The organism is Buttiauxella noackiae (genome assembly GCF_000737905.1).
Lineage (GTDB): Bacteria > Pseudomonadota > Gammaproteobacteria > Enterobacterales > Enterobacteriaceae > Buttiauxella > Buttiauxella noackiae.
In genome coordinates this window covers 364,267-378,114 of record NZ_JPRU01000003.1, presented here as the reverse complement: position 1 = coordinate 378,114, position 13,848 = coordinate 364,267, and the positions used below count along the sequence as shown (strand labels likewise).

15 protein-coding genes are annotated in these 13,848 nt (G+C 49.2%); 3 read left to right on the top strand and 12 right to left on the bottom strand.

Features of this window, described 5'->3' with window-relative positions; translation table 11 throughout:
- Positions 1-131 precede the first annotated feature (131 nt).
- The 3 genes from IX31_RS17610 to yieH all read right to left on the bottom strand — a co-directional run bounded on the left by IX31_RS17610 (position 132) and on the right by yieH (position 2,570).
- Positions 132-419: a colicin immunity domain-containing protein gene (locus IX31_RS17610; RefSeq protein WP_034460679.1), complete on the bottom strand. Its 288-nt coding sequence runs from the start codon at positions 417-419 to the stop codon at positions 132-134.
- The gene (locus IX31_RS23655; protein ID WP_081908676.1) at positions 416-1,510 is read right to left on the bottom strand and encodes a DUF8093 domain-containing protein; all 1,095 of its coding nucleotides are present in this window, start codon (positions 1,508-1,510) and stop codon (positions 416-418) included. The genes IX31_RS17610 and IX31_RS23655 overlap by 4 nt, the downstream gene beginning before the upstream one ends.
- A gap of 394 nt (positions 1,511-1,904) precedes the next feature.
- A complete protein-coding gene (yieH, locus tag IX31_RS17595; RefSeq protein WP_034460678.1) occupies positions 1,905-2,570 on the bottom strand; it encodes a 6-phosphogluconate phosphatase in 666 nt (221 codons plus the stop codon).
- Positions 2,571-2,750: 180 nt separating this feature from the next.
- Between yieH and IX31_RS17590 the strand changes: the two genes are divergently transcribed.
- Complete coding sequence (locus IX31_RS17590) at positions 2,751-4,088, top strand: NCS2 family permease (RefSeq protein WP_034460677.1); 1,338 nt, start codon at positions 2,751-2,753, stop codon at positions 4,086-4,088.
- A gap of 106 nt (positions 4,089-4,194) precedes the next feature.
- Here the strand turns inward: IX31_RS17590 and IX31_RS17585 are convergent, their stop codons facing one another.
- Together IX31_RS17585 and IX31_RS17580 are read right to left on the bottom strand one after the other, a co-directional pair.
- Positions 4,195-4,536 carry a RamA family antibiotic efflux transcriptional regulator gene (locus IX31_RS17585; protein WP_034460676.1) on the bottom strand — a complete coding sequence of 114 codons (342 nt, stop codon included), beginning with the start codon at positions 4,534-4,536 and terminating at the stop codon, positions 4,195-4,197.
- A 21-nt stretch (positions 4,537-4,557) separates the two neighbouring features.
- A complete protein-coding gene (locus IX31_RS17580) occupies positions 4,558-5,673 on the bottom strand; it encodes an MBL fold metallo-hydrolase (protein WP_034460675.1) in 1,116 nt (371 codons plus the stop codon).
- Between the two features lie 188 nt (positions 5,674-5,861).
- On the opposite strand from IX31_RS17580, the gene IX31_RS17575 reads away from it, so the two are divergent.
- A complete protein-coding gene (locus tag IX31_RS17575) occupies positions 5,862-6,434 on the top strand; it encodes a TetR/AcrR family transcriptional regulator (RefSeq protein WP_034460674.1) in 573 nt (190 codons plus the stop codon).
- On the opposite strand, the gene IX31_RS17570 is transcribed toward IX31_RS17575, so the two are convergent.
- From IX31_RS17570 to rpmH, 7 genes are all read right to left on the bottom strand, one after another.
- Positions 6,431-6,997, bottom strand: coding sequence for an NADPH-dependent FMN reductase (locus tag IX31_RS17570; RefSeq protein WP_034460673.1), 567 nt, complete (start codon positions 6,995-6,997; stop codon positions 6,431-6,433). The two genes, IX31_RS17575 and IX31_RS17570, sit on opposite strands and share 4 nt — an antisense overlap.
- A gap of 34 nt (positions 6,998-7,031) precedes the next feature.
- Entirely contained in the window at positions 7,032-7,760 is a 729-nt protein-coding gene (locus IX31_RS17565) for a 4'-phosphopantetheinyl transferase family protein (RefSeq protein WP_034460672.1), read from the bottom strand.
- A 211-nt stretch (positions 7,761-7,971) separates the two neighbouring features.
- Positions 7,972-9,336, bottom strand: a complete 1,365-nt coding sequence (gene mnmE, locus IX31_RS17560) for a tRNA uridine-5-carboxymethylaminomethyl(34) synthesis GTPase MnmE (protein ID WP_034460671.1) — start codon at positions 9,334-9,336, stop codon at positions 7,972-7,974.
- A gap of 107 nt (positions 9,337-9,443) precedes the next feature.
- On the bottom strand, positions 9,444-11,090 hold the full coding sequence (gene yidC / locus IX31_RS17555; protein WP_034460670.1) for a membrane protein insertase YidC: 1,647 nt from the start codon (positions 11,088-11,090) through the stop codon (positions 9,444-9,446).
- 2 nt (positions 11,091-11,092) lie between these two features.
- Positions 11,093-11,350: a membrane protein insertion efficiency factor YidD gene (yidD, locus tag IX31_RS22515; protein WP_072009476.1), complete on the bottom strand. Its 258-nt coding sequence runs from the start codon at positions 11,348-11,350 to the stop codon at positions 11,093-11,095.
- Positions 11,314-11,673: a ribonuclease P protein component gene (rnpA, locus tag IX31_RS17550; RefSeq protein ID WP_034460669.1), complete on the bottom strand. Its 360-nt coding sequence runs from the start codon at positions 11,671-11,673 to the stop codon at positions 11,314-11,316. Before rnpA ends, yidD begins: the two co-directional genes overlap by 37 nt.
- Before the next feature lie 17 nt (positions 11,674-11,690).
- A complete protein-coding gene (gene rpmH, locus IX31_RS17545) occupies positions 11,691-11,831 on the bottom strand; it encodes a 50S ribosomal protein L34 (RefSeq protein WP_003849659.1) in 141 nt (46 codons plus the stop codon).
- Between the two features lie 694 nt (positions 11,832-12,525).
- Between rpmH and dnaA the strand changes: the two genes are divergently transcribed.
- Positions 12,526-13,845 (top strand): chromosomal replication initiator protein DnaA, encoded by a 1,320-nt coding sequence (gene dnaA / locus IX31_RS17540; protein WP_373978044.1) that lies wholly within the window; start codon positions 12,526-12,528, stop codon positions 13,843-13,845.
- The last annotated feature ends 3 nt before the right edge of the window (positions 13,846-13,848 follow it).

Here is a 13,848-nt window from a genome sequence, read left to right as displayed (position 1 = left end):
AGGAAAACGGCTCCCTGTAGTGGAAGCCGTTATAGTGCCGCAGTTTAGGGAGCGGCATTGCGCTATCGCGGGCTATTTGTCTGAGGTGGGCAACGTAACTAAGATTGAAGCTCCCTATGCTTTGATTTACTTTAGATATTTTTTGGATGTTTACTCTCAAATGAGTTAATCATTGATATGATTTGTTCACGAAGTTTATTCTCATCAATTTCATGATCATCTCTATCATCTTCTGGGTTGTATGAGTCAGCCAAGCAAAACACACTGGATAAGTACTCGCTCAAATCTTGATTATCTTGTGATAATTGTTTGTTATCTCGCTCTATCCGCCATAGCTCCATATAGGCATTGACGAACTCATCAGCAGAAAGTCTTTCGTTAGCAAATGACTTTGTAAATGTATAAATTGAAATGCTCATCGTAATATCCCGTTTTTTATGTAGTTATCATATTGAGCTGATGTTGAATCAAGTTTAAATCCTGTAATGAAATTACCAGACTCCCCCAGAACAACGGCACTATTACTATTTGGGTTAAAGAACACATTTGAGTCTTTTACAAATCCATAAGTTCCGAGTTTAAAGGTGTCGGTATCTTTCATATGAGATTTTATAGCATCGTGAAAATAACCTAAAGTTTCAGGGTTCTTCTTGGTTGAAGTGACACCAAAATCAATGGCGTGTTTGAATTTTTTATCAAGTTGTTTTTGAGTTACATCCTTTAGTTCTGATATCAAATTCCCATTTTTGTTTGCTGTGGCTCCATTTGGGATGGTTTTCCCAAGTTCTTCCAGTTCCGAAACTGGTATTCTCCCCATCATCGCGCCAGCAGCAACAGATGCACCCGCAATAATCAGGCCTTTGTTATCCATGACCTGATCGTAACCCGCTGGTGCATCGCCACCAAGCTGCTGCGCAGTGTCATGAAATCCTTCTATATTACCGTTATAAATACCACCAGCCGCCAGAAGCCGTCCCGCAGCTTTGCTGTTGATGGTTTTCGCTGCCTGTGCGTGTTGCACTGGTGCATCGCCGTAATATGCCTGCTTCACAGTCGGTGCGGGTTTACGTCCGTTGTGGTTGTTAAGGCACTTTTCATAAGCCTTTCTCACTTCACTTTCGAACCACTCGTGATAGTGATCCATAAAACAGTCGTAGACCAGATTGCTGTCTTCATCGAAATAGAATGGATTGCGGCGATTATCCCACTGGGCGTGAGTGTCGATGCCGATGATCCAGCCCTCGTCGATATTTCGCTGCGTATCGTCGTAAACGTTATCGGCATAACCCCTCTGACGGCGCTTATCAGGCGCGGAAAACAGGCTCAGATTTCCGCTTTTGCGTCGGGGGACGTCATGGCAGGAAATGTTGTCGGGGTAATGATAATGATCGCTACTGATTTCGTAGAATATTCGCGCCTGGCTGAAAGCATCCCGCGGAGACAAAATGTACTGAAAATCAGCCGGAGAAAGCTCTCTTTCTGCATCCCATGCTCTTAGTAACCTGAACATCCATGTTCCCTGTTCCCATTTTTAAATTAAGGTTATTAAACTTTCAAATAAAGCACCAGGCAAGACATGTCTTATGTCCGTGGTAAAAACACTAAAAGATGGTGTGCCTAAAAGAGTTTGAAGCCCAATCGTACGAGATCGTACGCCAGGTACATCTTTGGGTATGCCAGGCGAGTAAATAAAACGAGGGTTTTATAAACTCCGCCAGAGAATGTTTCTATCTTAGTCCATTCAAAGTACATGGTATTTCTGACTGGAGTCGTGAGAAATCAATCGTTCATGCACGGAAAGAGCTAATAGAGGCTAATTCTGTAGTTAGGGTAAAATGTGGGAGGATTGCCGTGCCTGCGCGGTAGTTGTAGGGCGGATAAGCTTGCGCCATCCGCCATCTTCTTTAACCCGTAATATTCCAGCCTCGCGCACGCCATAACTCCGGCAACTGCGCTAAATCGGTAAAAGTTGTCACTTTCGGATGGTCAATCGGCTTGTTATGCGGGTCGGCGCAGAAATAAAAAACTTCCATGCCTGCGGCTATTCCTGATTGCGCACCCGCCATTGAATCATCTACCAGCACGCAGTTCTTCACATCCACGCGCATGGCATCTGCAGCATGAAACATTAATGCCGGATCGGGTTTCCACGCCTGAATATCGTAGCCACTAAACAATTTGTCCGGGAAATGGTGAAGCATGTCGGTTTTGCCCAACGAATGCTGCATCTTGCTGACAGGGCCGTTGGAGACGATACACATCGGCACTTTGATTTGCGCGACTAACGCGGCGGCTCCTTCAATCTCCACCAGCTCGCTGTCAAACAGTCGCGAAACCTCAGCGCGATAAATAGGCTCCAGCACCTCTTTTGACAGATTCACGCCATATTGGGCGTTGATAGTATCGATAATCTCGTAGAGCTTTATACCCTTAAAGGTTTTGTGAACCTCCTCAAGCGCAAGTTCAATGCCGTATTGCGCAAACATATGTACGTAGGCTTTGGAGCAAATAACCTCACTATCAACCAGCGTGCCATCGCAGTCGAAGAACACCGCATCTATCCGGGACATACCGCTTCCTTATTAAAGAGTGAACGGCCATCTTACCCAATTTGCGCAATTTTTGTGGCACGCAATCGTTGCCGTATAAGAAAATTCAATGAAAAAAAATCTGTGTTGGTCATCATGTTTTGTAATTTTTGGTATAGGATAGCGACGGATTTTCCCTCTCAATGTTCGGAATTAAGACTAATGAGCCAACCACAATCTACTCCGGCCGCAAATCCGGGGCTGCTCGAGCGCGTGTTTAAACTGCGCGAACACGGCACCACGGCCCGCACTGAAGTGATCGCCGGTCTTACGACCTTCCTGACGATGGTGTATATCGTTTTCGTCAACCCGCAGATCCTTGGCGCCGCTGGTATGGATACCCAGGCCGTTTTTGTCACCACCTGTTTGATTGCCGCATTAGGTAGCATCCTGATGGGTATTTTCGCCAACCTGCCAGTAGCACTGGCACCGGCCATGGGTCTGAACGCGTTCTTCGCCTTTGTGGTGGTTGGCGCGATGGGGATCTCCTGGCAAGTCGGCATGGGCGCCATTTTCTGGGGTGCCGTAGGTTTGCTGCTGCTGACCATTTTCCGCGTTCGCTACTGGATGATTGCCAATATTCCGGTGAGTCTGCGTATCGGTATTACCAGTGGTATCGGTCTGTTCATCGGTATGATGGGGCTGAAAAACGCCGGTATTATCGTAGCGAACAAAGATACCCTGGTGACCATTGGTAACCTGACTTCGCACAGCGTTCTGCTGGGCGCGCTGGGCTTCTTTATCATTGCAATCCTGGCTTCGCGTAACATTCACGCAGCTGTGTTGGTCTCAATCGTTGTGACTACTCTGCTGGGCTGGATGATGGGTGATGTTCAATATCACGGTATTGTCTCCGCGCCACCAAGTGTGTTGTCTGTTGTGGGCCAGGTTGATTTAGCCGGTTCACTGAACATTGGTCTGGCAGGCGTTATCTTCTCCTTTATGCTGGTTAACCTGTTTGACTCATCTGGTACGCTGATTGGCGTGACAGATAAAGCAGGGCTTGCCGACGAAAAAGGGAAATTCCCACGCATGAAGCAAGCGCTGTACGTTGATAGCGTCTCTTCTGTTGCGGGTGCATTTATCGGGACATCTTCCGTTACCGCGTATATCGAAAGCTCTTCTGGCGTGTCTGTTGGCGGGCGCACTGGCCTGACTGCGGTTATCGTTGGCCTGTTATTCTTGCTGGTTATCTTCCTGTCACCGCTGGCGGGTATGGTTCCGGCATATGCAGCAGCAGGCGCACTGATTTACGTTGGCGTGTTGATGACATCCAGCCTGTCGCGCGTGAAGTGGGATGACCTGACTGAAGCCGTTCCAGCGTTTATTACTGCAGTGATGATGCCATTTAGCTTCTCAATCACAGAAGGTATCGCACTGGGCTTCATCTCTTACTGTGTGATGAAACTTGGCACAGGCCGCTGGCGTGAAATTAGCCCATGCGTGATTGTTGTGGCGCTGCTGTTTGTTCTTAAAATCGTCTTTATCGATTCACATTAATTGGTTTTGCCGGAGACGCTTTGCTTATCCGGCCTACTTATTAACCGTGCTTCTTAGAGTAAGCGTAGCGTCATCCTCCGATACATTTGGCGGATGGCGCTAATACTTACCCGTTCAATGTATGATTATCCCTGCGATACCTGCCCGGCGGCTGATGGAATGTGCGGGTAAATATCCGCGTAAACGTCTGCTGTGAATCAAAGCCATACTTCAAACTAATGTCGTAAACCTTGTTATCGGTATCGCGTAAATCACGTGCAGCCAGCAAAAGTTTGCGCTCACGAATATATCTCCCCAAACTCTCGCCTTTGTACTGCATAAACAACCGCTGCAAGTGCCACTTTGAATAACCTGCGTGATCGGCAATATCATCAATACGTAATGGTTGATGCAGATTGTCGTCAATCCACTGAACAATGGTGTCGATAACCTGGGCTGAAATTGTCATTTATCCCCCTGCGCGGTTCGCTTACATGGCACTGGTCGATTCCCACCAGGCGCTAAATTGTTGTGCGTTGTCGTTCACCAATACAGGCTCACCCTGCTTTGGTGTTAACAGGCGAAAATCTTTATCAGCACTGGCTGCTGCGAGGCTTTTGTAGGGTGCATCCCAGGTGTGCTTAGCCAGCACAAAACGACCCGCATGGCCCGGCAACACGGCGCGTGCGTTCAAATCAACGGCTGCCTGCGCAGTTTCGTTCGGCATCATATGAATATTGCTCCAGTCCTCGTCGTACTGGCCGTTTTCCATGATGGCAAGATCAACAGAACCAAACTGTTCGCCAATCGTTTTGAAATGAGGCCCGTAGCCGGTATCACCGCTGTAATAGACTTTGTGGTCATCAGTTACAAACATAAAACTCGCCCATAAAGTCTGGTTGCTCTTCAGGCTACGACCGGAGAAGTGACGGGCGGGCAGAACATGGACCGTCAGCCCATTTGAAACTTTTACCGACTGATTCCAGTCTTTTTCGTGAATGATCTCGCTATTTATGCCCCAATAGCGCAGATGTGAACCGACGCCCAGTGGCGTGATCACCTGGCGGATTTTTGGTTTCAGCGCTTTAATCGTCGCGTAATCCAGATGATCGTAGTGGTCGTGGGAAATAATCAGCAGATCGATTTCAGGCATCGACTCCGCACTCCATGGGTAATCCCCTGGAAAGGCTTTATTCAGGAATGAAAAAGGGGCGGCGTAATTACTGAATACCGGGTCGATCAGAATACGTTTGCCGGCGAGCTGGATGTACCACGAGGAGTGGCCGAGCCAGACCATGGTGTCCTGCTCCAGCGGCAAGCTCGCCAGATCGGTTTTCACCAAAGGCAGCGAATGCTGTGGGCGTGCATTTTCAGTTCGTGTGGTTAAAAACCCCCACCATGCCGCCAGCTTACTTTTCTGCCCGGTATATCCGAGAGTTGGAACCTGGTTGCGGAACTGCCCGTCCACGTAATTTGCAGAACGTTCAACTAAGCTTAAACCTTCACCTTGCGGAGCCTGACCAAAACCGGCATTCAGGACAAAAGGCAAACTGGCTGCTGTTGCAATCAACATAATAATAACCGCGCATAGGGAGAGACGTTTCATTTCCTGGCCTGCATGTTCGTCCCATCCGCTGGCACGATGCTAATAAATTTGATAATGAGTGAGTAAGCACTCATTATAGATGGGGCGTGATAACCGTCAAGATCATTTTCAATCGCTGACATTGCGCGTTGCAGTGCCGTAGCTTGCGTGATTCAATTTGTGTTTTGGTGTGAATGAGGAAAAATGTTGTGGCTCGTCCGAAGAGTGAAGATAAGAAACTGGCGATACTGGAAGCGGCGACTATCGCTATTGGCCAGGCGGGGATTGTTGCGTCTACTGCTCAGATTGCTCGTGCTGCTGGTGTGGCAGAAGGCACACTGTTTCGCTATTTTGCCACGAAGGACGATTTGCTCAACGAGCTGTACCTGCATTTGAAACAGGGCTTACTTTTTTCAATGCAGGAGAATCTCGACCGTACACTGAAAGACCCGAAAGAATATACCCGTTATATCTGGAACAGTTATATCGACTGGGCAATCCGCAATTCGCAAGCCCACAGGGCGATCCGTCAATTAGCGGTGAGCGATAAAATAGGCGAAGAAACCAAGCAGAAAGTGGCGGAGATGTTCCCGGAAATGCATGAAATTTGTTCGCAATCGATACTGAAGGCTTTTAGTAGCGGCCCGTATCGCGCGTTTAGTGATGCCATTTTTTCTTCACTGGCAGAGACGACCATGGAGTTCGCCAGCCGAGAACCGGAACGGGCTGGCGATTTTAAAGCGTTAGGCTTTGAAACTATGTGGCGCGCATTAGCGAATTAACTTTTAACTCGCTGAATATAATCACCAAATGCAGCCAGTTGCCCAGCCAGATGATCGAGTGTGCTTTGATCAACTACTTCACCTGTTTGCGTATCGACTTTATTCTGAATCACACCACCCATAAATTCTGGCTTGTTCATCACCATCGCGTCGAGGAACACCAGAATCTGGCGTAGATGGTACTGACAACGTGCGCCGCCGATTGCACCCATTGAACTGGTTTGAATCAGCACAGGCTTTCCTGCCAGAGGCTGTTCAGGTAAACGAGATAGCCAGTCGATGGCATTCTTCAGCCCGCCCGGTACCGAGTAGTTATATTCCGGCGTGACAATCACCACACCGTCTGCGGCGCGAATTTGTTCGGCAATGGCTTCAACGCTTGATGGGAAACCCTCTTCTTGCTGCACATCGGCGTCATACAAAGGAATGTCTTTAATCGACGGCAACGCATCGATGCTCATTCCCGCAGGAGCGATTCCTGGCAAAGTACGAGCAACCATAGCGTTGAATGAACCATGACGCAGGCTGCCTAATAACGTGACTATCTTTAACGTGTCGGACATAAATACTCCTTGGTGTCAGTACGTTCGGGAACGATCAGTTTTGATATAACACTTTTTCTGACGACATGCTGGTTAAACGAATAATGCTGCCATTGGGATCCTGATAGCGAGATTTGACATCTCCCAGGCTATGCCAGTTCTGTGGGGCTTCAAATTCCCACAAACTGAGCTTTTCAATGGCTGGTGACACCACGCATCCCCAGATCAATAGCCCTTCCACATCGCTGATCGCTTCAATTTCTGATTGGTCGCTAGCACGTATTCGCCCGGCCCCAGGCAGGAGTTGCAAACTTTCTTCGCGGCCTGTCAGTTTAAAAGTGCTTTGATGCAATGTGCGTAGTTGTGCGCGAGCTTCACCTGGGTTTTTTTGATTGTTTATCCAGATGGATTCATTACTGCGAAAAGTAGAGCCTGAGGCGACAGATGGGAGATGGCCAAAAGACTGGTTAATCTCAATATCTAATCCACAGCGGCCTTCGGTTGTTATCAGAACGGCGACGTTGTTTCCGGCATAGGCAATGCTGAAGTCCATTAATGAAGGATCGGCAAAGTGTGGGCGCCCAGTTGCAGTGGCAACTATTCTCGGTAGCTGTTGAATGCCATAAAGCATATGCAGTAATTCAGCTAGTAGGCTACGAGAGGCTAAATACCGTGTGCGGCGATGCTCTGGCATTTGCAGAGCTTCAGTCTGGCACTCTTTATTCAGTCGGCTAGAAAAGGGGTATTTCTGATTGAGCGTACATCTTGCGAAGTGCGTTGCCATTTGTCTCTCCTTGATAATGGACACAGTACTTAGCGATCGATTGTAGGTTTTTTAAAGCACAAACGCACGGACAGGTGTGTGTAAAAAAGCGTCAATAGATCAACCCTATGAATATTTAGCTTTTAAAGCACCAGACAAAATGGCAAAAAATCCCGCAATACTGGATATACTGCGGGATGAGCAAAAAGTGAGCACACGCTTACTTTTTAGATTACTTACCGATACAGAAGCTGGAGAAGATGCGTCCGAGCAAATCATCAGAGGTAAATTCGCCAGTGATTTCACTTAAGCTTTGCTGAGAAAGGCGTAGCTCTTCAGCCAGTAACTCCCCGGCCCATGCGCCCAGCAGCTGTGCTTTCCCTTGCTGCAGGTGGGTTGCCGCCTGTTCCAGCGCCTGTAAGTGGCGACGACGCGCCAGGAAGCCGCCTTCCATATTGGTTTCAAAGCCCATGCTCTGTTTTAGATGATCGCGCAGCACATCAACGCCTTCACCGGTACGTGCAGAAAGGCGTACTAGTGAGTGACCGTTCACATCGCTCAGGCCCAGCGTTTCGCCAGTCACGTCTGCTTTGTTACGTACAACTGTAATGGGCAAACGTGTTGGCAAGCGTGCAATAAAGTCTGGCCAGATTTCTGCAGGGTCTGTGGCATCGGTGGTGGTGCCATCAACCATAAACAGTACGCGGTCAGCTTGTTCGATCTCATTCCACGCACGTTCGATACCAATACGCTCAACTTCGTCGCTTGCTTCGCGAAGACCTGCGGTATCAATGATGTGTAGCGGCATGCCATCAATGTGGATATGTTCACGTAATACATCGCGGGTTGTTCCGGCAATATCCGTCACAATCGCTGCTTCGCGACCAGCAAGGGCGTTCAACAGGCTTGATTTCCCGGCGTTTGGACGGCCAGCAATCACTACCTTCATCCCTTCGCGCAGCAAACTTCCCTGGCGTGCTTCGGCACGAACAGCGTCCAGATCGTTAATCACCTGGTTTAGTTGCGCTTCAATTTTGCCGTCAGAGAGGAAGTCTATTTCTTCATCCGGGAAATCAATCGCTGCTTCTACGTAAATGCGTAGATGAGTCAGCGCTTCGACCAGATGGTTTACGCGGGCGGAGAAAGCGCCCTGCAAAGAATTTAATGCTGAACGAGCGGCTTGCTCGGAACTGGCATCAATCAGGTCAGCAATCGCCTCTGCCTGCGCCAAATCCAACTTGTCATTCAGGAATGCCCGCTCAGAGAACTCACCAGGCCTTGCGATACGCAGCCCTGGGAGCGCCAGAATGCGTTTTAACAGCAAGTCGAGGATAACCGGGCCACCGTGCCCCTGAAATTCCAGCACGTCTTCACCTGTGAAGGAATTTGGCCCAGGGAACCACAGCGCGATGCCTTGATCGAGCACGCTGCCGTCTGCATCACGGAATGGCAGGTAATCGGCATAGCGTGGTTTAGGGAGTTTACCCAGAATCGCTTGCGCGACTTCACGAGCTTGCAGGCCTGAGACGCGCAGGATACCGACTCCACCACGTCCCGGCGGTGTCGCCTGGGCAACGATTGTCTCGTTATGGCTCATAATTTTCCCTTTCGAGATGGCTAGTGGATAACGCTTCGCTTATCCACCCGACAAAATAAAAAAGGCGGTCTATTGACCGCCTTTCGTAAGCTTCTAGCTAATTGTTATCAGGTCTTTTTCTTATCGCGACTGTGTAAGCCACGTTTCTCAAGACCGCGATAAATCAGCTGCTGCTGGATGATGGTCACTGTGTTACTGACGATATAGTACAGTACCAGGCCTGACGGGAACCACAGGAAGAACACCGTGAAGATGACCGGCATAAAGGTCATGATCTTCTGCTGCATCGGGTCGGTCACGGTGGTCGGCGACATCTTCTGAATGAAGAACATCGTCAAGCCCATCAGGATCGGCAGGATGTAGTACGGGTCTTGTGCAGACAAGTCATGAATCCACAGTGCGAACGGCGCATGGCGCAATTCCACAGAACCCATCAGCATGTAGTACAACGCCAGGAAGATTGGCATCTGGATAACCAGCGGGAGACAGCCACCCAACGGGTTAACTTTCTCAGCTTTATACAACGCCATCATTTCCTGACTCTGGCGCTGCTTATCGTCACCAATACGTTCACGCATGGCCGCCAGTTTCGGCTGCAACATACGCATTTTCGCCATGGATGTGTACTGCGCTTTAGTCAGCGGGTACATGATGCCACGAACGATAAAGGTGATAACGATAATGGAGAAGCCCCAGTTACCGATGAAGCTGTGGATAAATTTCAACAGTTTGAACAGCGGCTGAGAAATAAACCACAACCAACCATAATCCACTGTCAGGTCAAGGTGCGGCGCAACGGCTGCCATTTTGTCCTGAATTTCCGGGCCGACCCACAGGGTGCTACCCAGTTTAGCGGTCTGACCTGGCTGAACCAGTTGCGGCGAAGATTTATAACCAATCGCTGCCACATCGTTGTTCAGTTTGGTGGTATAGAAGTTGTTGGTACCCTGATTATTTGGAACCCACGCTGTTGCGAAATACTGCTGCAGCATCGCAACCCAACCATTGCTGGCGTTGACGTTCAGGTTCTCACCGTCTGCGATTTTATCGAATTTATATTTTTCGTATTTCGCATCTGGAGTCGAGTACGCAGCACCACGGAAGGTATGCAACGCAAAGTTGTTGCTTCCTGTATCGCGGTGAGTCGGCAAATTGATGGACTGCTTCAACTGACCAAAAGTAGCCAGTTCCAGCGGTTTCTCACCGGCGTTCTTCACATCGTAATTCACGCTTACCGCGAACTCGCCACGTTTCAGGGTGAAGGATTTAGTGAAGGTATTGCCCGCCGCATCGGTATAGGTCATTGGGATAACGATTTCGTTCTGGCCTTCTGGCAGCACGAAAGTATCGCTAGCAACGTTATACAGAGGACGCTCACCGTTAGCCGGGTTATCCGGGCCATCGCGACCGGTCAGGCCACTTTGCGCCTGGTAGACAAACTCTGGCGTAGTTTCCAGTAACTGGAACGGCTCATTAGATTTGAGCTCTTTCGGGTAGGTCAACAACAGCGCCTGCTCAACATCACCACCACGGGTGTTGATGGAAAGCTCAAGAACGTCAGTTTTAACTGTGATGAGTTTACCCTGGCCACTGGTCGGCACACCCTGGTTTGCGGCGTTACCTGCTGCGGTGGTCGTAGTCTGCGTGGTCTGCTGTACCTGAGGTTGTGGAGCGTGGTCCTGCTCCCAGGCTTGCCAGATCATGAAAGACACGAACAACAAAGCGATGAGAAAGAGATTGCGTTGCGAATCCATCGTTAGTGTTCTCTGGTATCAAAAGGTCCAGGTGGGACGGGATCGTCTCCACCGGGGTTCAAAGGGTGGCATTTTAATACGCGTTTCACTGTCAACCAACTGCCTTTTAACACCCCAAACCTGCGCAATGCCTCAATTCCGTAGTGAGAACAGGTTGGAGTAAAACGACAATGCGGCCCGAGAAGCGGACTTATCAGGCGCTGATAGACCCTAATCAGGCCTATCAAGAGCCGGGAGAAAGGCGACAATGACGGCGCCATAACTTTTCCAATGCTTCCGATAAAGCCCGGTTATCCAGGTCTGCAACCCCTTTCTTAGCCACTACCACGAAATCCATTGCAGGAAGTTCGTGCTGACGCAAACGGAAACTCTCACGCGTCAGACGTTTAATCCGATTGCGTTCGTGTGCACGTTTAACATTTTTCTTAGCGACTGTAAGACCGATGCGGGGATGCCCCAGCGAATTTAGGCGGCCGAGGATGGTGATTTGCGGCGTGCCAGCCCGTTGAGGCTGCTGGAAGACGAAAGTGAAATGAGTGGGAGTTAACAAGCGTAACTCCCTGGGAAATGCGAGCTTAACCACTCAGGGGTTAGCTTTTATTACTTAGAAACGGTCAGACGAGAACGGCCTTTAGCACGACGACGTGCCAGTACCTGACGACCATTTTTTGTAGCCATACGAGCACGGAAGCCGTGTGAACGGTTGCGCTTCAGTACAGACGGTTGAAAAGTGCGTTTCATGGCGATTTCTACCTAAACTTGGATAAATTTCACTGGGTTAGCGAAGAGCCCTGCAGAAACTGCAAACGACTTACGCCTCAGTGTGGCTGATTAAAGAGGCCGGATTGTAATAATTGTACACTCCGGAGTCAATTCTCTTTCCTTATTTCCCGTGCCTTAATTCGCTTTTTGACCCTTAAAACGACCAGGATCTGACCAAAATAAAGCCGTGGTGACACGCGACGGGTGGGGAATTATACGGCGTCCCCATTAAAGCGCAAGGATCGTTGGGGATCTTCCTTAGATCAGATAAGTCGATTTTGTGCGCGAGTCAGTAAATTTTCCAATATAGGAACGTAACGCACTGCGCGTCTGGCAGGATCGTTTACACTTAGACTCCACAAAACAGCCCTGTGGATAAATCGGGAAGAAACTGTGAGAAACAGAAGATCTCTGGCGCACTTTAGGCTATGATCCGCGGTCCCGATCGTGATCCTTTAGCGTTCACCCTGGGGTAAACCGCAGATAGCGGTTCGCACGCTTCCCGTACCGGGATCCCTGTGGGAAAGTCGGCGTGTGTCAACAATCATGAATATAAACTTTCAGTCTTCGTCATTTTATCGACTTTGTTCGAGTGGAGTCCGCCGTGTCACTTTCGCTTTGGCAGCAGTGTCTTGCCCGATTGCAGGATGAGTTACCAGCCACAGAATTCAGTATGTGGATACGCCCCCTACAGGCGGAACTGAGCGATAACACGCTGGCCCTGTATGCGCCAAACCGTTTTGTGCTCGACTGGGTGAGAGATAAGTACCTCAATAATATCAATGGCTTGCTCAATGATTTTTGTGGCACTGATGCACCCGTATTGCGTTTTGAAGTTGGCAGCAAACCGGTCAGCCAAACAATGAACCAGCAGGCTGTAACCAGCGCTCCTGCGCATGTACATATTGCACGTCCAACGAATCAAATTCGTCCAAGTTGGGATAACCTCCCGGCTCCGGCTGAACACTCCTATCGCTCTAACGTTAACGTAAAACATACTTTCGATAACTTCGTTGAAGGTAAGTCGAACCAACTGGCTCGCGCGGCAGCACGTCAGGTGGCAGACAACCCTGGTGGCGCTTATAACCCTTTATTCCTTTATGGCGGCACCGGTCTGGGTAAAACGCACCTTTTGCATGCTGTTGGCAACGGTATTATTGCGCGCAAACCGAATGCAAAAGTGGTGTACATGCACTCTGAACGTTTCGTTCAGGACATGGTAAAAGCACTGCAAAATAACGCTATTGAAGAGTTCAAACGTTACTACCGTTCTGTTGACGCACTGCTGATTGATGACATTCAATTCTTTGCTAATAAAGAACGCTCACAAGAAGAATTCTTCCACACCTTCAACGCCCTGCTTGAAGGTAACCAACAGATCATTCTGACTTCGGATCGTTATCCAAAAGAGATCAACGGTGTTGAAGATCGTCTGAAATCTCGCTTCGGTTGGGGGCTCACGGTTGCGATTGAGCCACCAGAACTGGAAACGCGTGTTGCGATCCTGATGAAAAAAGCAGACGAGAACGATATCCGTCTGCCGGGTGAAGTGGCCTTCTTTATTGCCAAGCGTTTACGTTCAAACGTGCGTGAGCTTGAAGGGGCATTGAACCGTGTTATTGCCAACGCCAACTTTACTGGCCGGGCGATTACCATCGACTTCGTGCGCGAAGCGCTGCGCGATCTGCTGGCGCTGCAAGAGAAGCTTGTCACCATCGACAATATTCAGAAGACGGTGGCAGAGTACTATAAAATAAAGATTGCTGACCTGTTGTCCAAGCGTCGTTCCCGCTCTGTTGCCCGTCCACGTCAAATGGCAATGGCTCTGGCGAAGGAACTGACTAACCATAGCTTGCCAGAAATCGGCGATGCCTTTGGTGGCCGCGACCATACTACGGTTCTCCATGCCTGCCGTAAGATTGAGCAGTTGCGTGAAGAAAGCCACGACATCAAAGAAGATTTCTCTAACCTAATCAGAACATTATCTTCGTGACGC